Origin of the sequence: Proteus sp. fly-1008 (assembly GCF_040140305.1) — a bacterium.
Classification (GTDB): Bacteria; Pseudomonadota; Gammaproteobacteria; order Enterobacterales; family Enterobacteriaceae; genus Proteus; species Proteus vulgaris_B.
The window spans coordinates 175930-197260 of record NZ_JBEEWH010000002.1; the positions used below are offsets into that span (position 1 = coordinate 175930).

Annotated in this window: 18 protein-coding genes; 2 read left to right on the forward strand and 16 right to left on the reverse strand. The window is 39.1% G+C overall.

Annotation, left to right across the window (positions count from 1 at the left end; all coding sequences use genetic code 11):
* Positions 1–43: 43 nt before the first annotated feature.
* Entirely contained in the window at positions 44–643 is a 600-nt protein-coding gene (locus ABN256_RS05390) for a nitroreductase family protein (RefSeq protein ID WP_072069426.1), read from the forward strand.
* 247 nt (positions 644–890) lie between these two features.
* Here the strand turns inward: ABN256_RS05390 and ABN256_RS05395 are convergent, their stop codons facing one another.
* The 4 genes from ABN256_RS05395 to ABN256_RS05410 all read right to left on the reverse strand — a co-directional run bounded on the left by ABN256_RS05395 (position 891) and on the right by ABN256_RS05410 (position 6611).
* On the reverse strand, positions 891–2513 hold the full coding sequence (locus tag ABN256_RS05395) for a bifunctional metallophosphatase/5'-nucleotidase (protein WP_115350484.1): 1623 nt from the start codon (positions 2511–2513) through the stop codon (positions 891–893).
* A gap of 19 nt (positions 2514–2532) precedes the next feature.
* Positions 2533–3309, reverse strand: a complete 777-nt coding sequence (locus tag ABN256_RS05400; RefSeq protein ID WP_196553527.1) for a ribonuclease T2 family protein — start codon at positions 3307–3309, stop codon at positions 2533–2535.
* 84 nt (positions 3310–3393) lie between these two features.
* The gene (locus ABN256_RS05405) at positions 3394–5349 is read right to left on the reverse strand and encodes a bifunctional 2',3'-cyclic-nucleotide 2'-phosphodiesterase/3'-nucleotidase (protein ID WP_197269551.1); all 1956 of its coding nucleotides are present in this window, start codon (positions 5347–5349) and stop codon (positions 3394–3396) included.
* 83 nt (positions 5350–5432) lie between these two features.
* The gene (locus ABN256_RS05410; protein WP_231619330.1) at positions 5433–6611 is read right to left on the reverse strand and encodes a porin; all 1179 of its coding nucleotides are present in this window, start codon (positions 6609–6611) and stop codon (positions 5433–5435) included.
* A 1327-nt stretch (positions 6612–7938) separates the two neighbouring features.
* On the opposite strand from ABN256_RS05410, the gene rdgC reads away from it, so the two are divergent.
* Positions 7939–8847: a recombination-associated protein RdgC gene (rdgC, locus tag ABN256_RS05415; RefSeq protein ID WP_072069432.1), complete on the forward strand. Its 909-nt coding sequence runs from the start codon at positions 7939–7941 to the stop codon at positions 8845–8847.
* A 71-nt stretch (positions 8848–8918) separates the two neighbouring features.
* On the opposite strand, the gene yedF is transcribed toward rdgC, so the two are convergent.
* From yedF to hybO, 12 genes are all read right to left on the reverse strand, one after another.
* Positions 8919–9161, reverse strand: a complete 243-nt coding sequence (yedF, locus tag ABN256_RS05420) for a sulfurtransferase-like selenium metabolism protein YedF (RefSeq protein WP_196553525.1) — start codon at positions 9159–9161, stop codon at positions 8919–8921.
* On the reverse strand, positions 9158–10384 hold the full coding sequence (gene yedE / locus ABN256_RS05425; RefSeq protein ID WP_196553524.1) for a selenium metabolism membrane protein YedE/FdhT: 1227 nt from the start codon (positions 10382–10384) through the stop codon (positions 9158–9160). The genes yedF and yedE overlap by 4 nt, the downstream gene beginning before the upstream one ends.
* A gap of 210 nt (positions 10385–10594) precedes the next feature.
* Entirely contained in the window at positions 10595–11614 is a 1020-nt protein-coding gene (gene hypE / locus ABN256_RS05430; RefSeq protein ID WP_072069435.1) for a hydrogenase expression/formation protein HypE, read from the reverse strand.
* Positions 11611–12747: a hydrogenase formation protein HypD gene (gene hypD / locus ABN256_RS05435; RefSeq protein ID WP_072069436.1), complete on the reverse strand. Its 1137-nt coding sequence runs from the start codon at positions 12745–12747 to the stop codon at positions 11611–11613. Before hypD ends, hypE begins: the two co-directional genes overlap by 4 nt.
* Entirely contained in the window at positions 12734–13000 is a 267-nt protein-coding gene (gene hybG / locus ABN256_RS05440) for a hydrogenase maturation factor HybG (RefSeq protein WP_196553523.1), read from the reverse strand. The genes hypD and hybG overlap by 14 nt, the downstream gene beginning before the upstream one ends.
* The gene (gene hypB, locus ABN256_RS05445) at positions 12991–14205 is read right to left on the reverse strand and encodes a hydrogenase nickel incorporation protein HypB (RefSeq protein WP_196553522.1); all 1215 of its coding nucleotides are present in this window, start codon (positions 14203–14205) and stop codon (positions 12991–12993) included. The genes hybG and hypB overlap by 10 nt, the downstream gene beginning before the upstream one ends.
* Before the next feature lie 62 nt (positions 14206–14267).
* Positions 14268–14762, reverse strand: a complete 495-nt coding sequence (gene hybE / locus ABN256_RS05450; RefSeq protein WP_196553521.1) for a hydrogenase-2 assembly chaperone — start codon at positions 14760–14762, stop codon at positions 14268–14270.
* Positions 14759–15247: a HyaD/HybD family hydrogenase maturation endopeptidase gene (locus tag ABN256_RS05455; protein ID WP_072069440.1), complete on the reverse strand. Its 489-nt coding sequence runs from the start codon at positions 15245–15247 to the stop codon at positions 14759–14761. The genes hybE and ABN256_RS05455 overlap by 4 nt, the downstream gene beginning before the upstream one ends.
* A complete protein-coding gene (gene hybC / locus ABN256_RS05460; protein ID WP_072069441.1) occupies positions 15247–16950 on the reverse strand; it encodes a hydrogenase 2 large subunit in 1704 nt (567 codons plus the stop codon). Before hybC ends, ABN256_RS05455 begins: the two co-directional genes overlap by 1 nt.
* Complete coding sequence (gene hybB, locus ABN256_RS05465; protein WP_196553520.1) at positions 16947–18128, reverse strand: Ni/Fe-hydrogenase cytochrome b subunit; 1182 nt, start codon at positions 18126–18128, stop codon at positions 16947–16949. Before hybB ends, hybC begins: the two co-directional genes overlap by 4 nt.
* Positions 18115–19128 (reverse strand): hydrogenase 2 operon protein HybA, encoded by a 1014-nt coding sequence (gene hybA / locus ABN256_RS05470; RefSeq protein WP_036911746.1) that lies wholly within the window; start codon positions 19126–19128, stop codon positions 18115–18117. The genes hybB and hybA overlap by 14 nt, the downstream gene beginning before the upstream one ends.
* Positions 19125–20249, reverse strand: a complete 1125-nt coding sequence (hybO, locus tag ABN256_RS05475) for a hydrogenase 2 small subunit (protein ID WP_072069443.1) — start codon at positions 20247–20249, stop codon at positions 19125–19127. Before hybO ends, hybA begins: the two co-directional genes overlap by 4 nt.
* Positions 20250–21331: the final 1082 nt, after the last annotated feature.

Consider the following 21331-nt stretch of genomic DNA (forward strand, 5'->3'; position numbering starts at 1 on the left):
GCTAAGACACGCTTTAAGCGCTTAAATTTATCAAGGAGACATCATGTCTAACGCATTTACTGATTTAATGAAAAAACGTAGAACAATTTATCATTTAGGTAATCAACTTCCAATTAGCGAAGACAGAGTCACGGCGATTATCAAAGAAGCGGTTAAAGAAAGCCCAACTGCATTTAATTCACAAACATCTCGTGTGGTTGTTCTGTTTGGTGAACAACATCAAAAACTATGGGATATTGTTAAAAATACCCTGAAAAAATTAGTCCCTGCAGAAGCATTTAGTGCAACTGAAGCAAAAATTAATAGCTTCGCCGCAGGTGCTGGTTCAATTTTGTATTTTGAAGATACTGACATCGTAAAAGGTCTGCAAGAGCAGTTCCCACTGTATGCTGACAACTTCCCTGTATGGTCAGAGCAAGCAAGTGGTATGGCGCAACTTTCTGTTTGGACTGCATTAGCAGCAGAGAACGTAGGTGCTTCATTACAACACTACAACCCAATTATTGATGATGAAGTTCATGCAACTTGGGATCTGCCAAAAACATGGAAATTAAGAGCTCAAATGGTCTTTGGTTCAATTGAACAAGAGGCTGGTGAGAAGAATTATATGGAAGATGATTCACGCTTTAAAATCTTCAAATAAGTGTTAGAACAGACATCTGACAAAAGACCCTAGCAATAAGTAATACCCTCTTTTTTTCACTTTCATTCCTTGCCCACAGCCACTGTGGGCTTTTTTTTATTACATATCCATAAAAAAAGAGCAAAGTGCGTAATGAATACAAAGGTAGGGATGGACCCTTTGTGTTCAACACTTTGCTCTCTTTATTTATTTACGCACCCTTTACCGAAGTAAAAGGTGCGATTTTCACAAGGCGTATGAAAATACGTTATTTACGTGTGATGTTATTTGCTTTTGGTTGAGCAATTGGAGACTGCTCAGCAAAGTATTTCACGACTGCATCAACATCTGGCACGCTGTAAACTGGATCTTTACCTTCTTTCAGGACAGAGAAGTTACTACCACCCGTTGCTAAGTATTCGTTAGCAACAACACGGTAAGATGCTTTCATATCTACTGGTTTACCGTCAATTTTCATTGATTCAACGATAACACGGTTACCATTAGAGGCTTTGCTATCCCATGTGTACTGGAAGTTACCTGAAATCGCTAACACTTGTGGACGTGAACGATCCCATTGTTGTTCTAACAGGCGTTTGATTTGCTCACCCGTTAATGTTTGAGTTAACAGTACGTTAGAGAATGGCTGTACAGTATAGATTGCGTTATAAGAAACATCACCACCTGTCATATCAGCACGAATACCACCGCTGTTCATAAATGCGATTTGTGCGCCACCCATATCTTTTGGTTTTGCAGTATATAAATGTGCATCAGCAATCACTTGACCCAGTGCAGATTCACCCGCGTCATTGGTTTGCTTAGTTAAATTACCTTCTAACTTACCGATAATACGGTTAGCTAATGGGGTAGCGATTTTTTCGTAAGCTTCTAACAGTTTAGTGACTGCTGGATCTTTTTCATATTTGCGGTTATCAACCCAAATATTACGAGCTTCTACATCAACAACATCTTTAGTTGTTTTATCTAATTTCAGATCGATACGCGTTAACATTGCACCGTTTGATTGCGCCGATGTCACTGATTTACCGTTGATAGTACAGTTGTAAGCTTGGTGAGTGTGACCTGTCACAACGAAGTCAATCGCTGGATCTAATTGATCAACAACACCCAGTACTTTACCTGTAATACCATTACATGCGTTGATGTTTACTGGACCACCATCACGACGCTGTGCAGCCCCTTCGTGAATTAACACACCAATCGCTTGAACACCTTGTGCTTTTAACTGAGGCACTAATGCGTTAATAGTTTTTGCTTCGTTATGGAAACTTAAACCTTCAGTACCTTTAGGCGTTACGATTGCTGCAGTTCCTTCCAAGGTGACACCAATGAAAGCAACAGGAATACCGTTAAATTCTTTGATAACGTATTCAGGCAGTAATGTTTTACCTGTTTCGTTAACAATCACGTTAGCCGCTAAGTATTGGAAATCAGCACCTTTAAACTCAGTAGGACCTTGGCAACCTGTTACTGGATGGCAACCACCATTTTGTTTACGCAGTAACTCGCCCATGCCTTTATCGAATTCATGGTTACCCACAGAAGTCGCTTCTAAGCCCGCTAATGATAATGCTTCGATTGAAGGCTCATCATGGAACATTGAAGATAACAGTGGGCTTGCGCCAACCATATCACCCGCAGCAACAACGATGTTGTTCGGATTATCTTTCTTCATTTCTTTAATTAACGTAGCCATGTGCTCAATGCCACCAGGTTTATTTGGACCTGGCGCTTTTAGCGCACCGTGGAAGTCATTCATGGCGATAACACGCACATCAACAACATTAGCTTCGTCGTAGTTTTTTGCACAACCTGCTAATAAGACTGAGCTTACTGCAAGTGCAACGAGTTTATATTTATGGTTCATTTAAAATTTATCCCTAAGATCAAAATTCACGTTTCGGACAATCAATTACTTCGAAATCTTTGCTATAACAGATATAGAATTCATCTCGATTAATTTGAATTTCTTTATCCTTCAGTGATGGATTGTTTTCTTTTAAGAACTTAATCAATGCACTATTTGAAGGACGGCCCTCTGGTAATACTAACGCTTCATACAACTCTTTTTGTTTACCAAAGAATGCATCTGGTGTATCAAACGCACAAACACCATGTTTTTCCCATTCGCCTTGTAACAGATCGATACCCGGAGAATCACACAGATAAGGTTTGATAACAGAGTATTCTAAAGGTGGTAAATCGCCTTTACATAAACGAGGATGCTTGCGTATGTCTTTCCAATCACGGCAGTCTTCCCATGATTTACCATCACAGGTTTCAGCCCACAGCCCATGAACAATCCAACCAAATTTATTATCTGAGAAGCATTGGATTTCAAATTTATCGTACTCACGTTTTGCACGATCTTTTTCATTATCGTTATTTAAACGTTTAATATTATTACTTTTATAATCACAAAAAGCCGGTGAGTAGTTAATTGCTAACTTAAAGTAATCTGTTGATGCTGTGCTGTTTTGACCATAGCGATCATTAGAAGCAATGTAGTCGTAAGGTGCTGTTGGTGCATCAGGTACAATACAAGATACGCCTTCAACTAATTTAGCCTGAGGTTTTAATGGTTCTGTAATTTCAGGTGCTTGCGTTGCACATCCTGCTAACACTAAAGCAAAAGCAGCAGGTAATAGCTTCATAAAGCGCATAAAATCCCCCTAAAGAGTTATAAATTCACTCTCTTGGTTCATAAAGGTAAGAAAAGCCTGCCCAGAATGGACAGGCTTAATGGCTTATTTCTTCTCAGTTAAATCGATTTTGTAAATTGCAAAACCAATTTCATCATTTTCCACGAAAGTCATTGGATATTGAGAGAAATCTTTAATAAATGCAGCTGCTTTTTCACTTGGTGAAGTTTCAAAACGGACATCTAACGCTTTGTCAGTCTTAATAGGTAAGAATGACCAGTTGTTAGCGGCTTTAGTCGCAACTTCACCTTTTTCTTTAGTTTGTTTAGCAATATAAGAAGCTAAAATTGCACGGTTTTCATCTGGAGATGCAAACGCAATATTCGCTTCACCTGTACCTGCGAACTTACCGCCGTACCCACGGTAGTTATTTGTTGCGATCAGGAATGTTGCTTTAGGATCGATTGGTTTGCCTTCATAAGTCACTTCTTTGATACGATTCGCATCTTTGTTAACCACTTGGCAATCAACGTCATATTTAGCTGGTTGAGTTAAGTCAACTTTATAGTTCACACCACTAATGGTATCGAAGTTATAAGTACGGAAACCATCCCAGTTGATCAGTTCTTGTGGTTTAGTTGAGTTAGGGTCAACTTGATTCCACATACCCGCTGAACATTCTAACCACTCAACAACATCCGCACCGGTCGCTTTAACAACCACTAATGTGTTTGGATACAGATATAAGTCTGCAGCGTTACGGAATGTTAAGTCACCTTTTTCAACTTCTACGAAGTCTGCTGGTGCATTTTTACGGCCACCCGCTTTAAACGGCGCAGCTGCACCTAATACTGGTAAACCGTCTAAGTTCGGATCACCTTGAATAAAGTGTTTGGTGTAATCAACTTGTGCATCATTAACAATTTGTACAGTTGGATCGCTTTGTACTAATGCTAAGAAGCTGTACATATTGGCAGAAGCTTTACCAATGTGTTTACCCACAAAATCACGGGTACCTTGGTGTGCTTTTTCGATGATTTGAGCTAATTCAGCATCACGTTCAACTAATGCTTTTTTGTTTGCTTTATCAAAGATAGGACGCGCTTCACCTGTTGCTTCAGTCATCACCCATTTACCGCTGTCGTTATTGATTACCATATCAACGACACCTAAGTGATCACCCCATTGACCAGGCATAACAGCAGGAACGCCGTTTACTGTACCTTTAGCAACATCAACGCCTTTAATGCCTTCAAACTCTTTGCTTGGGAATACGCCATGAGCGTGACCAAACATGATTGCATTGATGCCTTCAACTTCACTTAAATAATAAACAGAGTTTTCAGCCATTGCTTTGTACGGCTCTGACGCGAAACCAGAGTGAGGAATAGCCACAATCAGGTCAGCACCCTCTTTTTTCATTTGAGGGACGAATTTTTTCGCTGTTTCTGTAATATCATTTACAACGACCTTACCATCCAGATTGGCTTTATCCCAGATTAAGATCTGTGGTGGAACGAAGCCGATATAACCAATCTTGATAGTGTGTTCTTTACCATCACGATCTTTTACTGGTGTATCAACAATGATATAAGGTGTGAAATAGTTTTTGCCTGTTTTCGCATCCATCACGTTGGCGTTGATGTAAGGGAATTTAGCACCAGCAATGGCTTTTTTCAGGTAATCTAAACCATAGTTAAACTCATGGTTACCAAAGTTACCTACTGTGTAGCCCATGGTGTTCATCAGCTGGTGAGCTGGATGAGATTCGCCTTTTTCTAAGCCTTTAGCTGCTTGATAGTCAGCCAGTGGGCTACCTTGGATCAAGTCGCCGTTATCAACTAAAATCGCATTGGTTGCTTCAGCTTTTGCTGCTTTAATTAAATTAGCAGTACGGACATAACCAAATTGTTCTGTTGGTTTATCTTTGAAGTAGTCAAAGTCGATTAAGTTACTGTGAACATCAGACGTCTCCATAATACGAAGATCGACTGTCGCAGCATTCACGTTGAATGCAACAAACATTGCTAATGTTGAAATTTTCAACACATTCTTAACCATTACACACCCCTTATATATTGGTTAACAGGAGAGCAAAATGGCTCTCCTTTCGTTACTTCTGTTAAACAGTCTCTTTGAAAGGACTAGAAGTACAGACGCATACCTGTTTCGAAGATATATTGTTTTTTATCTTCATACGCTTCACTATCACTACGCGCATCATCGTATGCCATTTCAGCGAATAAACGTAAGTTGTTGTATTTAGATACCGCAAAACGTTTATCTACACCCACAGTATAAGTCTCTTTCTTATAGTTGTATGTGTTAGCATCGCCATCACGTAGGTAGTAACCCGCATACATACCACTTTCGATACGATCCCAGTGCCATTTCACACCAACACCATACAGGTCTGCTTTCCAGTCGCCTTTAACTGAATATGAGCTAGTTGGAGCTGCACCTTGAGCAACTACATTGCTAGAGTTTTTAGCACGGGATTGACCATAGTCTAAACCGATAGAAAACTCACGACCTGGGAAGAAGTATTCAGCACCAAAAGCTAAAATACTGTTCTCTGGTTGCTTACCTTTGTTAGGGCCATCATAGAAGTTTTGTTCACCCGTTGCTGATGAGTACCCACCATCAAACTCTAAACCGAAGGTTGATTTATAGAAACCAACAATAGAGTAAGCATTACGAATATCGCCTTGTTTACGATCACCTGGTTTTCCGTCTTTCTCATCTTTACCATCTTTACCTGTTACAGTTGCGGCTAATTTAAAGCCTTCATAACGGTTAGTTTCAATAAAGATAGTCTGTGGTAAACGGGTCATAAAGTTGTTTTTACCAACACCATTACTTTGACTACCAACAGAACGACTTAATACATCGCTGAAGTAGAATACACCCGTATTACCATAGCCATAGCTTGATTTTTTCACCCAGTCGATCGGAATATAGGTACGACCAAACTGAATTTGACCATAATCACGGTGAGAGAAACCTACATAACCCACACGGTTGAACATATCAAAGTTGGTATATTTGTTATCACTATTAGTTTTTTGGGTATCTGAACCCCACTCTAATTTACCAAATACTTTGATGTCGTTAGTCAGTTCATGTGAACCGAAGAAACCGATACGGCTACCATCATCACGCATACGCATTTCGTGATCTTTGCTAGTCACTTGTGTTTTTAAACGAAACTGACCGTTTACATCAAAACGTGTACCTTTATCGTTATACACGTTTACTGCGTTTGCCGATCCAGAAAGAACCAACAAACCAACCAGTGCTGCTAGAGGCTTCAAGCTTTTCATGATTAAAATACCCATCTATTTTCTATAGTTTTATGATTTTCTTTAAGTTCAAAAATAATACCGCCGTATATAATTGACCTGATATTCAGACAAAAGATCTCTGCCACGAATTTCGAAAAAGAAAATCGCTCTCACAATTGATAATTTTTATAGCTACTAATTATGACTCTACAAAATTTTCTTAAAGGTTTTAATTTCCTTGACACAGACGTAATCACCAATAAGACACAAAAATAATATCCTCATTATATTTAAATAAGGGCATTGCTTTTATTTCTGTTAGGAAAAGAAATAGGTCGTTGAGTTTTCGTTGGCATGTTACTCAAAAAAAAGCCCTTCTTTCGTGATGTAGCCCACAATTACACCAACATGCAATTTCATGGTTACATACCTAAGTGATAGGCATCACAATTAAAGGTAAAGATACGTGTTTTTTGAACTAAATCAACTTTTCAAAAATAACATTTTTTGATTTTTCTTTTAGATTTCATTTTGTTACAAGACTCTTTTTTTTGCTAATAAAAAATTTATCCCCCTATTTAATATATTTAAAAGGAAGTATTAATTTTAACCACTAAATAAATAACACTAAAGATTTGAATATTGTTATCCCTAATTAATAATTTTTTATCTTTATATTTATTTCTTATTTAAATAAAAGCAAAATCACATTTAAATACAATTTAACTGGTGGTAACGAGTAACACTCGCTCGAAAAAAGAATAATTAACTACAAATATTAAAAAGAGAAGCACAAGAATACCATTCAATCACAATATCTAATCAATACGTACAAGTCACAAAGAAACAGGATAAAACATTATAAAATCTAAACTATAACCTTGGTTAATATAAAAAGCCCAATCGTGCTATTTTGACGATATTTAAAAAACAAATATTCAAATTTGTGATGTATATCACTTTGCTATTTATGAAAAATCACTCTTTATATTTTCTTATTTTTGTGACAATTATCACACAGGAGCGTCAAGAAGATTTTTGTTTTGTAAATTAATGCAGGGATAAATCTGAAAATGATTTCATATTGTAAACAAAAAATGGCTAAAAAGTGAAATCATGTGATTATTATCACATAAGAGCTTGTGCTAAAAATCTCGTTATTTCAGTATTAATATTCTTAGTTAACCCAATCCAAATAAGAATAAAACTCATTATCATAGAGTAGATTTACTAATTATTCGTTTCAGCTTTTTTTCTTTTTTATTAAATAACATTATGGATATTTTCTTTTAAGGGATATTACCTTTTAGATACCCTAAACATTCAGTATCATAATGCGGTAAATAATGATTAAGGGGAATGTCAGATGCTGTGGTTTAAAAATATTTTGGTCTATCGATTAAATAAAGAGATAGCACTGTCAATGGATGAGTTAGAACAACAGCTTGCTTCATTGGCATTCACTCCTTGCAGTAGCCAAGATATGACCAGAACAGGTTGGGTTTCACCTATGGGCGATCGTGGTGAAGCGCTTATTCATGTTGCTGGTAAGCACGTGATGATATGTGCACGAAAAGAAGACAAAATCTTACCTGCTACAGTAATTAAAAACGCCTTACAGGACAAAGTTGAAAAACTTGAAGGTGAACAAGGGCGCAAACTGAAAAAAACAGAAAAAGCGACCCTAAAAGATGAAGTAGTTCATACCCTACTTCCTCGTGCTTTTAGCAAATTCTCACAAACCTTTATTTGGTTAGATTTAGAAAAACAATTAGTCATTGTTGATTCAGGTAGTGCAAAACGCGCTGAAGATAACTTAGCCTTGTTACGCAAGACCTTAGGCTCACTCCCTGTTGTTCCACTCAACTTTAATGAATCAGTTGAACTAAAAATGACTGAATGGGTACGTTCAGGTGAGCTTCCAGCTGGTTTTACCTTAATGGATGAAGCAGAGCTAAAAGCCGTACTAGAAGAAGGTGGTGTTATTCGTTGTAAGAAACAAGAATTAGTCTCTGATGAAATTGCGACACATATTGAAGCAGGCAAATTTGTCACCAAACTTTCTGTAGATTGGGAAGATCGCCTTCAATTTATGCTCTGTGATGATGGCTCTATCAAACGCATTAAATTCAGTGAAACTTTACGTGAACAAAATGATGATATCGATAAAGCCGATTTTGCCCAACGTTTTGATGCCGACTTCGTTTTAATGACGGGTGAATTAAGCGCTTTAATTGAACGAGTCACTGAAGTCTTAGGTGGCGAAGCCGAGTAATCATATCTTCTCAAGAAAACAGCCTATCATTCACGATGTTAGGCTGTTTTTTTATCTAATAAAAATAAAATTTATTTTTGAATTAAATAACGGATAGTCGGACCATCTTGTTGAATATCTAATACAGTATATCCGTAATTTTTAGCATCAAGCGGAATATTGTTGATTGATTGAGGGCAATCACTCACTACTTCTAATATTTCGCCTTTTTTCAGTGATGGCATGGCTTCAAGCGTTGCCACCGCAGGATAAGGACAAGGTTCACCGACCATATCTAGACGATAATCAGGAATAATAGTGTCTTTTGGGTTCATGCGATTTCCTTATTAATCTGCGTTGAAATAGATTGTTCTTGTTGGGCTTTTTTACGGAAAAAGTGTTTTTCCCACCAAAGTAATAATACAAATGACACACCAAGCATGAGATACGTCACACCTAATCCCCCCACAGGACCAAAGGTATCAAGCAAATTAATCTTGTCGTAATCCGTTGCAATCACTGAGGCAAAATCATCCCAGTAGTAAGCCAATAATGTAGAACCGATAACGTTACCCAATCCAACCCACCAAAAGTGAATTTGGCCTTCCACTGCACGATACATCCAGCCAGTTTCACACCCACCAGCAAGTACAATACCGAAACCGAAGAGTAAACCACCAATTACAGCATTCGGCCCTGCCCACATAATTTTAGGCGCTGCACCTAATTGGACATAGCTGAAGATCCCAATCGCACTTACTGCCATACCAATAATAATCGCTTTTGCCATATGGGTTCTGCCCGTTATCCATAAATCACGGAAAGCAGAGGTAAAACAGATTTGCGCTCGTTCAATTAAAATACCAAAACCAATACCGCCTAACATAGCAAAGCCCAGTTTTGGTGAATCAAAAAGAATAATTAAAGACCACGCAATCATGGCAAAAAAGATAACCATTCCCAATCTAAAGCGACGTTTTGCACGTTGTTTGTCTTGGGTAATCGGTGAGGCTTGACTGACCTTTTGCAGTTTTACGGGAATACGAAACAGTGGCATCAGTGAAAGCTTGGCACCAAAATAAGAACCAATTGCCGTTGCAACCGCGAAAAACCAAGCATGTAAAGAGAATTGAGGAATACCCGTAAAGAAAGCCGCAAGGTTACATCCCATTGCTAAACGAGCACCAAAACCAGCAATGATCCCACCAAGAACGGCTTGAAGAATACGAATTTTATGTTGAGGATGGCGAAGTTTGACGTTATTTGCCCAAAGCGCCGCCATAATACAACCACCAAACATCCCAATAATCATCACGCCATCAATACGCGTTAACGGCGTACCTTCAAGGCCAATGATTTTAAAATAACCCCATTCTTCAGGATGAGCGCCAAACCACTGCATAACGTGACCACCCCAGCGAGTAAATTCACCAGTGACAGCCCAGAAAGTGCCGGTTAAACCAAAGTAGTAAGTTGATAAGATACCTGCCGCAATAACCGCTGGAAGAGGCTTCCAAAAACGGATCAGGTATTGAGATTTAAATTCTGACCAAGACATGTTTTTTCCTAGAGCTTACCTCTACGAGAGACCCTCTCCACGCAGTAGGATTGGCCGAACATGTTACTCCAATAATTTTTTTATCAAAGAGTCAGTATTCAGATAAATGAAGGAAATTTGCGTTATAACAAAGTTTTTGTAACAGGCAGATAACTTATCCCACTTATAAATTCAGCCATAATTCTCATTTATAAGTGGGGGAAGAAGTGTTTAGCAAATACGAGGCAGAGGTTCGTTATAAGGTAAGTCTAGAATTCGACTTGTACCGAAAATCCCAGTTAAACGAATATAGTTATCAGTTGTAACTTCACCGATAGTACAAGCATCTTTACCTAAAGGGTGTTGATGTAAAGCGTCAATAACTTGTGCTTCAACGTCAGGCGATACTACTAAAACGATTTTACCTTCGTTAGCAAAATTAAGTGCTTCAAGGCCTAATAATTCACACACACCACGAACGGCTTGTTTCATTGGCAATTTGCTTTCATGTACATTCATGCCACAACCGCTGGCTTGGGCAAATTCGTGCAAAATAGCGGTCACACCGCCTCGTGTTGCATCACGTAATGCACGAATACCTTCAATTTGACGTAAAGATGCAATCATTGGCTCAAGAACAGCACAGTCGCTTTGTAGATCCGCTTCTAATCCTAAATTTTCACGAAGATTAAGGATTGTTGCACCATGATCACCAATCGTACCACTCACTAAGATCTTATCACCGGCTTTGATATTGCTTGCGGCCCAATTAATTTGGGTTGGAATAACGCCAATGCCCGCAGTATTGATAAAGATCTTATCTGCAGCACCACGAGGAACCACTTTGGTATCCCCTGTGACAATTTGTATTCCTGCTTGTGAAGCTGCTTTTGCCATCGCTAATACAAGCACTTCAAGGGTTTCAAATGGGAGCCCTTCTTCAAGAATAAAACCACATGACAGGTAACGAGGCACAGCACCACCGACGGAAAGATCGTTAGCAGTGCCACATACAGACAATTTACCAATGTTCCCACCGGGAAAAATGATCGGATCAATTACATAACTGTCTGTACTAAAAGCAAGACGATCGCCAAGAGCCGTTAACTCATTTAACGTGATCCGCGCTTGATCTTCTTTTTCATTTAATAACGGATTATCGAACGCTTTTAAAAACAGGCCTTCGATCAGTTGTTGCATACCTTGCCCACCATTACCTTGGGCTAAGGTGATTTCATCAGGTTGTTTCATATATTACCTTCACGGCGATACTGATAATAAGCCGCACATGCCCCTTCTGATGACACCATTAAAGCACCTAATGCGGTTTCTGGCGTACAGCTTTTGCCAAATAGCGGGCAATCGGAAGGTTTGCATCGTCCTGTTAATACATCACCACAGCGAGATTGTGGGTTATCTGCTACTTTTTGTGGTGCAGGTGTAAAACGTAACTCCGCATCAAACTCAGAATAAGCGGGTGTTAATTGAATACCTGACATCGGGATCTCGCCCAATCCTCGCCATTCACTGGTTTCTTTTAACATAAAGACATCTTTAAGCGCTTTTTGCGCCAGCTTATTACCTTCGTTTGGTACAATGCGACTATATTGGTTTTCAATACTTAAAACATAATCTGCATTTTCTGCTTTTGCTTTAAGCTGTTTAATGACCATCAGTATAGCTTGCAATAAGTCTAATGGTTCAAATCCTGTCACCACAAAAGGCTTTTCAAATTCATCACATAGCGGTTGATATGGTGTACATCCAATCACCATACTTACATGTCCCGGTGCAATAAAGCCATCAATGCGAACATCGTCTTGCTCTAACAAACAACGCAAAGTAGGTACGATAGTTATGTGCTGACAAAATAGAGAAAAGTTTTTAAGTCCACGCAATTTTGCTTGTTGTAGCGTCATTGCAGTACTTGGCATGGTTGTTTCAAAGCCTAAACCGAAGAAAACAACTTGTTTATCAGGGTTATCTTGTGCAATCTTTAGTGAATCAAGCGGTGAGTAAACAATACGAATATCGCTACCACGACGACGCGCATCCAGCATTGAACCATTACGACCCGGCACACGCATTGCATCACCAAATGTGCAAAAAATCACATCAGGACGTGCTGCAATTTCTAAACAGGCATCAATTCGCCCCATAGGTAATACACAAACAGGGCAACCTGGTCCATGAACAAACTCAATTTCTTCTGGTAATAAGCGGTCTAGACCAAATTTAAAAATGGCATGTGTATGCCCACCACACACTTCCATGATTTGTAATGGCCGTGTGATAGGGTGAGGCCATTGTGAAATAGTTTCACGAATTTGGGCTAACAAAGCTTTAGCAAGTTCGGGATCGCGAAATTCATCAACGTACTGCATCATCAGCCTCTTCAAGGGTTACACCATAAACATGCTGTAATGCATCAAGGGTATCTTGTGCTTCTTGCTCATCAAGAATACTCATGGCAAATCCCACATGAATTAGCACCCATTTACCTAATAATTCATGGGGTTCGCCTTCACATACCATTGAAATATTAACAGCACGTTTAACGCCACTCACTTCAGCATAAGCGAGTTGGTGGACGTCTTCGCCCACCTCAACAATCTTAGCCGGAACACCTAAGCACATAAACGACTCTCCAACCAAGCTAACCACGCTTCCATACCTTCACCGGTGGTTGCCGATAATGCAATGATTTCGATATTAGGATTAACACGGCGAGCAGATTCGATACAGGATTGAATATCAATATTAAGATGGGGCACTAAATCAATCTTGTTGATAATCATTAAATCAGCTGCAGCAAACATATGCGGATATTTCAGTGGTTTATCTTCGCCTTCAGTGACAGAAAGAATAGCGACTTTATGCTTTTCACCCAGATCAAAACTGGCTGGGCACACTAAGTTACCCACGTTTTCAATAAAGAGAACGCTGTTATCTTGTAAGCCTAATTGGTGTGTCGCATCATGCACCATTTGTGCATCAAGGTGACAACCTTTACCTGTATTCACTTGAATTGCAGGAACACCCGTTTCACGGATACGATCAGCATCATTGGTGGTTTGCTGATCTCCTTCAATCACGGCACAAGGGACTCGTTGTGCTAACTGTTTTAACGTTTGTGTTAACAGTGTAGTTTTACCGGAGCCGGGGCTTGAAACTAAATTCAATGCCAACACATTTTGTTGTTCAAAATGTTCACGGTTATGAACAGCAATGCGGTTATTTTTATCCAACACATCCATTTCAATTTTCAGCATACGCTTTTGGCTAATACCAGGAGCATGTGTTCCTGCTTCACCTTGGCCATAATGCATATTCTGATTTTCAATCACTGGGCTAAATTGCTCTTCATGCTCATGATCGTGCTGATGGTTGTGAGAATGCTCATGACTATGATCGTGAGCATGTTCGTGAGAGTGACTATGTGAGTGATCGTGCTCATGATGATCATGCTGGTGATGATCGTCATGCCCATGATGATGCTCATGGAAAACTGGGGTTTCGTTTAGCTGTGTATCGTTATGAAAATGGAGATGAACATCACCGCTGTTATGATAATAGTGGTGATGAACAATGATAGGCTGACCATTGGTTTCGTAGTTATGCTTATGCTTTTGTTCAGACTTATCAATATATTTATGAACAGTATTCGCTGGAGTAGCCTTGTGTTCATGATGGTGATCATGCCCATGATGGTCGTGATCATGATGATGACCGTGGTCGTGATGATCATGGTCGTGAGAATGATGATGGTGATGCTCATGTGAATGAGGCTCTACGCCTTCAATTCTGACATTGCCTTCGCCACAACCGCAAGTGCTACACATATTCTGACTCCTGTACTATTCAATAAGAAGAATGTGACTCTGTGTCGCGTAAAATTTCTACACTATGATCTTAACTGACCACGGAAGAGAGAACGACGACTTAAATCAACTTCTGCTACGGATTGTGTCTGAACAGGAAGAGAAAGTGCCATTTTTACACTATTTTCAACCAACTCAACAGCATGTTCACCTGTTAGGTGCCTATCAAGTGGTGACATTAATGAACAAGCAAGATATTGCATACCCCCCGCAAGCTCGCCCACAACAAATTTAATCTGTCCACAAGGTAATTCTAACCCGATACGATCACCCACTTTTCGATGTGGCCACTCTTGTGAAGGTCCAGGAAAAACCACGAGTTCTAACATCCAAGGCGTCAGAACTGAGCCTATCCACTGATTTTCAAATAAGGTAAAGCCCCCTGCTTTAACAGGAATACCTTCACGATAAAAAGGCAATCCTTTCATCTCTTTTTCAGCAATTTCACTAAAACGAGCTTCAAGTAACTCTACTGGTGGTTTGTCATAACCGATGATATCCCAGCTTAATTCACTCATGCGATTACCTCTTTTGGTGTCACTGGAATGCCGTATTCACGCAAAATATTGACTACGTGCTCTAACGCAATTTCCATTGATTTTTCACCAATATCAGACAGTGACATACTTGGCTCTAATGATGCAGGTTCAATACCCACTAAAATAAGCTTACGAGGAAATTCATCCGTCATACGTAAAGCCATTAATACATCAGATAAACCTAATTGATGAGGAGAAATTTTCTGTGTAAAAAGTGCCGGAACATCATCATCATGTAAGATAAAAATACTGCCTGGTTCATGATTACTTCTTACCGCATCGGCAACAATCAGGAGGTCTCTTGCTGCAATATCTTGCAAAATTTCCATACCTGATGTGCCACCATCAATAACATCGACGTTCTCTGGTAAAGAGAAGCGCTCTTCGAGCGCTTCTACTATACGAACACCAATGCCTTCATCGCTTAGTAATAAATTACCAATACCTAAGACGAGAGTTCGCATTATAATACCTTCACCTTACTTAGCTCTTTACCTGTTAAATCAACCATATGCACAGCACATGCCATACATGGGTCAAAGGAGTGTATCGTTCTTACCACTTCTAACGGTTTTTTCGGATCAGCAACAGGTGTACCCACTAGAGAGAGTTCATAAGGACCCGGTTCATCATTAAAATTACGAGGACCCGCATTCCATGTTGATGGAACAACTGCCTGATAGTTAGTGATTTTACCGTCTTTAAACACGATCCAGTGAGATAACATACCACGAGAGGCTTCTTCGAAACCGACACCACGATACTCTTTACCTGGTTCAAACTCTGGTTTAATAAAGGCAGCTGTATCACCACGGCCGATATTATCAACCAATGATTGCCATAAAGAGGCCAGTGATTCTTGTAACACACATGCATGGACAGTACGTCCAATGATGCGTCCCCAAGTCGATTCTAGTTGCTCTGTCACCAGTGTTTCACCGGTTAATTGAGTATAGATCTTATTGATATCGTTGTAGTTTCTAACAGTTCCTTCGTGCTTACCTGCTAACCCACACACTAACCATGCTAACGTGCCAACTTCTACAGGTTTGCCATAGAATGTTGGTGATTTAACCCATGAGTACTTGTTGTTCTCATCCCAACCAGTGTATTTAGGACGAGTTAAGCCTTCCCATGGTTTTAATGGTTCATCATCTTCATACCATGCGTGTTTACCACTTTCTTCGATACCATCTTTCAGGTTTTGATCTTTCCAGTCTTTAATTGGGCGATAAGTAGAGAAATCAATCCCTTCCATATAACCACCAGACAATAAGAACTCTGTGTTATTACCATTAATTGGTAATTCAGGTACAGACAGATAGTAGTTAGCACCTTTACCGATTTTTAACCATTCAGGATAATAAGCCGCAAAAATAGCAGTATCTACTTTATAAACTTGGTTAACAAAATCACCTAGTTTATCGATAAAGCTTTTCACGTACATTAAACGTTCTAAGTTGAGAACACTCGGCGCATCAAGATTAATCGGGTTAGCCACACCGCCCACAGCCAAGTTTTGGATATGAGGTGTTTTACCGCCCAAAATAGCCACAATACGGTTTGCATCACGCTGACACTCAAGTGCTTGCAGGTAGTGAGCAACCGCAATTAGGTTAACTTCTGGTGGCAATTTCATGGCTGAGTGACCCCAGTAGCCATTAGCAAAAATACCTAACTGGCCACTGTCCACTAAACCTTGGATTTTTTTCTGTACTTTTCTGAATTCTTCGGCAGAGTTCAGATGCCATTCAGAAACCCCTTTTAACATCGCTGATGCTTTTTCAGGATCGGCTTGTAATGCTGATGTGATATCAACCCAGTCCATCGCAGAAAGCTGATAGAAGTGGACGATATGGTCATGGATGATATGTGAACCTAAAATCAAGTTACGGATATACTGCGCATTCACAGGAATATCCATACCTAAAGCATCTTCTACAGCGCGTACTGAGGCAATTGCGTGAACTGTCGTACAAACACCACAAATACGTTGCACGATAATCCATGCATCACGAGGATCGCTTCCTTTTAGGATCTCCTCCATTCCACGCCACATGGTACCGGAAGACCAAGCCTTAACAACTTTTCCGTTATCAATTTCACAATCGACGCGTAAATGCCCTTCAATACGGGTAATAGGATCAATAGTAATGCGTTGGCTCATGATTTAACCTCAGCCTTTTTTAATTGTATATTTGAGTCTGTTTGTGCAGGTAAAACCGGCAGTAAACGGATAATAAGAATGTAAGCTGTTACTTCAAATGCAACGAAACCAATAGAAATCAGCAATTCACTTGCTGTTGGGAAATAGTGGTAACCATTGCCTGGGTTGTAAGCAACTAAAGAGTAGTTCATACGCCACATTGCTGCGCCGATTAAAATAAAGACAGCACAGACAAACAGCATTTTTGGACTACGACGGTTATTATTTAAATGCATCAAAATAAGAGGAAGTAATAACAATGCACTTTCAGCAATAAATAACCACGAGAACATATCTCCATTTCCGATATAACTCAGTTTACCGTTCCAAATAATTTCACCCCAACGACAGACCAAGAACGCAATCAGTAGCACTTCGATTACTTTAGTTAACTTGGTAAATAGTGGTGTTTCATCATCATTCATGGTGCGGCTTGCTTTTAGCAAAGAACCTTCAAAAATAACGATAGTGAAACCAAGAAGAAAAGCAGTTAACAGGGAGAAAACAGGTAACATCTCATAAGATTGCCACAGTGGATGTACTTTCCAACCCGCTGAAATCATTAATGACCCCATTGAGGATTGGTGCATGGTTGGCAGTAAAGCACCAAGACCAATAATAAAGAACATCGCTTTGTTAAGACGTTTCAACGACACTTTCCAGCCTAAACGTTCTAATAACGCAGGTAAGAATTCTAATGCCATCACCATAATATAGATGGTCATACAGGTCGCTGTTTCAAACAACACTGAGTTAACGTTAAAGTATTGCGGCATAAAGAAGTGAGGCATGTTCCAATAACGACCAATATCAATAGCAATGGATAAACCACCTAATGAATAGCCGAACAAGCTCGCTAATAATGCAGGACGCACTAATGGGTGAAACTCGCCTTTATTAAAGACATAAACAGCCCATGCAAGTGCCCAACCGCCACATGCAAAGCCTGTTCCTATCAATAAGTCAAAAGCAATCCAAATACCCCAAGGGTATCCCCCATTCAGGTCAGAGACATCACCCAGACCTAATATCAAACGCTTACCAATAAGAATAAAACCGAGCACAGCAAGCGGTAAAAACACTCTTACAGCGAGAGTAAATAACTTACCGCCAAGTGGACGAGGATCATGACTCGACATCGTTATCCTCCTTGTGGTGTTCTTGCTCTTGTTTTTTACTATTACGGTTAACCAAATAGGTGATCCCTGCAAGGGCTGCTATTGGTAATACCATGCCTTTATAAAGCGTGTGTTGAATATGTTCAGAACGCGCACCTGTAGATAATGGTGCTACTTCTGGCATACCTAAATTGTCGAAAGGCACCGCTGAAAGTACCATGACTTGCGTACCGCCACCTTCAAACTCACCATAGATATGATCTTGATATTCAGGAATTTTATGCAGATAAGTATCGCCACCACTAATGGTTTGACGTGGGTAATGGTATTCCTCACCCGCTTTTTTCGCTAAACGACGTTTTGCTTCTTCAAGCAATTCTTCTCGTGTACCGAAAATAACCGCACCTGTTGGGCACACTTCAACACAACCTGGTAATAAGCCTTTGTCTAAACGCTCAACACCTTTTTGGTTACAAAGCTCACATTTATAGAGCTTACCAAATGGATCGTCATAGTCGTATTTTGGAATGTTATAGGGGCATCCCACCATACAGTAACGACAACCTGTACAGATATCTGCGTGATAATGGACAATACCGGTTTTTGGATCTTTGGTTAACGCAGAAACAGGACAAACAGAAACACAGTTTGCATCGACACAATGCATACATTGTTTCTTAATAAAGGCATAACCGTTTTCCAGTTGGTCTTTATTTTCACCAGTACCATCACGCCAAATTTGAATAATGTTATTTGTGTAAGGACTTAATTTGTCATTGTTTGACCAAATCGGATCACCATTGGCGTAAGTATCACCACGCTCCATTGGCTCCGGGTGATTGATTTCCTGACATTTTGTGACACATGCTTGACAGCCTACACATAATGTAGAGTCATAGAGCATACCGAGAGACCCAGGAATTGGGGGACGGTTCTGCGCCGCAGCATGACTCGCAGTGGGAGCCATTCCCGCAAGGAGAACCCCACCTGATGCCAGCTTAAAGAAATGACGCCTATTCACCGTTTATCCTCCTGTGAGGCTCCTGTGGCATTCTTGTCACGGCCTAATTGACGCACCGCCATCACACTGACACCGGCGACAGCACCTACGACAGCACCGAGCAAGCCCGCAGCACCATAAGACACGCCGCCACCTTCTTTCGCATTAACATCAGGCACTTGCGCTTTTGGTGTTGGCTGATAAACATTCGCTAATTGGAAAATACCTTTAGTAAAGCCAATCCCTTCTTCGTTACATCCGTAACAAGGGTGACCGATACCCACAGGCCAAATTCCACCACCGACATCACAGAATTCCAATGTTGGGCAGTTACCATAGGTTTCAGGGCCTTTACAGCCTAAATGGTATAAACACCAACCTTGGCGATGACCTTCATCACCAAATTCTTTAGCAAAACGACCCGCATCAAAATGAGGGCGACGTTCACAGTTTTCGTGAATTAAACGCTCATAAGCAAAAAGCGGTCTGTTTTTGCTATCTAACTTAGGTAATTTGTTGAAAGTAATAATATGTGCAACAGTTGCTAAGAAATTATGTGGATTTGGTGGACATCCTGGAATATTAATAACGGTTTTACCCGGTAAAATTGCTTCCAATGATTTAGCGCCTGTTGGGTTACCCCCAGTTGCTGGTACACCACCCCATGCAGAACATGAACCAATCGCAATAATCGCAGCGGCCCCTTCAGCGGCTTCTTTGATATGCTCAAGAATAGGTTTTCCTGCAACCATACAGTAAACACCGCCATCTTTGTCTGGAATTGAACCATCGACAACGAGAACGTACTTACCTTTATATTTCTCCATCGCATTGTGTTTATTTTCTTCAGCTTGATCACCAAAAGCTGAAGAAAGCACTTCATGATATTCAAGTGCGATAACATCAAGTACTAGGTTTTCCAGAGTCGGGTGAGTTGCACGTAATAAAGACTCCGTACACCCTGTACACTCCTGAGCACCAATCCAGATAACGGGTGGGCGTTCAGATGACGCCATTGCTTCTGACATTTCTGCGGCTGCTTTGCCGCTTAATCCCATGGTAGCTGACAACGCAGCACACAATTTCATAAAATCGCGTCGGTTAATACCATGATGGGAAAAAACATTATTCCCCAAGGCCATATATCTCTCCTGATATGATGATTTTTAATTGGAATAATTTTAAAACACCGCCTTTTTAACACTCCGACACAATAATGACTTGATCATTATCAAGCGATAATTCATTAAAAAATAAATTATTCTTTTATGTGAGTAAAAACGTTTCAGCAATATAAGGTTTAACGCCTATATTTTATATATTTCGTCATTTTAAAATTATTAAAATGCTATTTAATAATGATAATTTAAATAGAAATAATTCTCATTATCTCAATAAGCAGGGAGATTAAATTTTATTAGTCATTATAAATCAATGCGATACAAACAAGCTAAAAAATACTCAATTTATAAGACAATATATTTAAAATAATACAAAATTAATAATTAATATTTTTAATTTTCTAAAAAAAATTATTAAAGATAAGTTTTAATATATTTTTTAATTATAATTATGACTCTTGTTTTCATATTATCAACCTTTATATTACATCATAAATAATGTTAAAAATTGCATTTCATAAACAAGAAATCATTACATTAATATATTTAATTTCAGTCTATTTTAATTACTAATTTATCCAATCTTCATTTGTTATTATTTTTTAATCATTATGATCCTGTTTATTTTTTAATCATAAATTAACCTGTTTTTCTTATCATTTTTCATATAGTTATATGTATATTCGCTTTTGGAATAAGCTAATATCCTAACGTAAAATCGTTATAAAATTAAATACATATTGATGTGTGATAACATTCAAAAGATAAGATTATTAATTATTACTAATTAGTAATCTATCGCGATAATTACATTAAGTTATTTTATAACATATCGAGTTTATAATGAAATTAGCCTAAATAAATTTTCATGTTAAATCCTTGTTGTTATTGTGGATAAAAAAAGCACAAACTATCGATAAAAAATCCCCAAATAAAGCATATTTCTTTTTTTTGTGAGAATAGATAAAAGAAGTGGTCATAAATCTAAAAAATAGAAAAGCACTTTGTTAACTGGTTGTAGTTTTCAATCTAACAAAGACCTTATAAAGAATAAGAGATAAACCCAAAGCAAAGCATCTCCCTTTTAGACTAAAATTTAGGAA

What these genes read in the sequence shown, in the direction of transcription:
- hybO (WP_072069443.1), bottom strand. Translation starts at nt 20,249, where the DNA reads ATGGCCTTGGGGAATAATGTTTTTTCCCATCATGGTATTAACCGACGC.
- hybG (WP_196553523.1), bottom strand. Translation starts at nt 13,000, where the DNA reads ATGTGCTTAGGTGTTCCGGCTAAGATTGTTGAGGTGGGCGAAGACGTC.
- hybB (WP_196553520.1), bottom strand. Translation starts at nt 18,128, where the DNA reads ATGTCGAGTCATGATCCTCGTCCACTTGGCGGTAAGTTATTTACTCTC.
- hypE (WP_072069435.1), bottom strand. Translation starts at nt 11,614, where the DNA reads ATGAAACAACCTGATGAAATCACCTTAGCCCAAGGTAATGGTGGGCAA.
- ABN256_RS05400 (WP_196553527.1), bottom strand. Translation starts at nt 3,309, where the DNA reads ATGCGCTTTATGAAGCTATTACCTGCTGCTTTTGCTTTAGTGTTAGCA.
- yedF (WP_196553525.1), bottom strand. Translation starts at nt 9,161, where the DNA reads ATGAACCCAAAAGACACTATTATTCCTGATTATCGTCTAGATATGGTC.
- ABN256_RS05395 (WP_115350484.1), bottom strand. Translation starts at nt 2,513, where the DNA reads ATGAACCATAAATATAAACTCGTTGCACTTGCAGTAAGCTCAGTCTTA.
- hybE (WP_196553521.1), bottom strand. Translation starts at nt 14,762, where the DNA reads ATGAGTGAATTAAGCTGGGATATCATCGGTTATGACAAACCACCAGTA.
- ABN256_RS05390 (WP_072069426.1), top strand. Translation starts at nt 44, where the DNA reads ATGTCTAACGCATTTACTGATTTAATGAAAAAACGTAGAACAATTTAT.
- rdgC (WP_072069432.1), top strand. Translation starts at nt 7,939, where the DNA reads ATGCTGTGGTTTAAAAATATTTTGGTCTATCGATTAAATAAAGAGATA.
- yedE (WP_196553524.1), bottom strand. Translation starts at nt 10,384, where the DNA reads ATGTCTTGGTCAGAATTTAAATCTCAATACCTGATCCGTTTTTGGAAG.
- hybC (WP_072069441.1), bottom strand. Translation starts at nt 16,950, where the DNA reads ATGAGCCAACGCATTACTATTGATCCTATTACCCGTATTGAAGGGCAT.
- ABN256_RS05410 (WP_231619330.1), bottom strand. Translation starts at nt 6,611, where the DNA reads ATGAAAAGCTTGAAGCCTCTAGCAGCACTGGTTGGTTTGTTGGTTCTT.
- ABN256_RS05455 (WP_072069440.1), bottom strand. Translation starts at nt 15,247, where the DNA reads ATGCGAACTCTCGTCTTAGGTATTGGTAATTTATTACTAAGCGATGAA.
- hypD (WP_072069436.1), bottom strand. Translation starts at nt 12,747, where the DNA reads ATGCAGTACGTTGATGAATTTCGCGATCCCGAACTTGCTAAAGCTTTG.
- ABN256_RS05405 (WP_197269551.1), bottom strand. Translation starts at nt 5,349, where the DNA reads ATGGTTAAGAATGTGTTGAAAATTTCAACATTAGCAATGTTTGTTGCA.
- hypB (WP_196553522.1), bottom strand. Translation starts at nt 14,205, where the DNA reads ATGTGTAGCACTTGCGGTTGTGGCGAAGGCAATGTCAGAATTGAAGGC.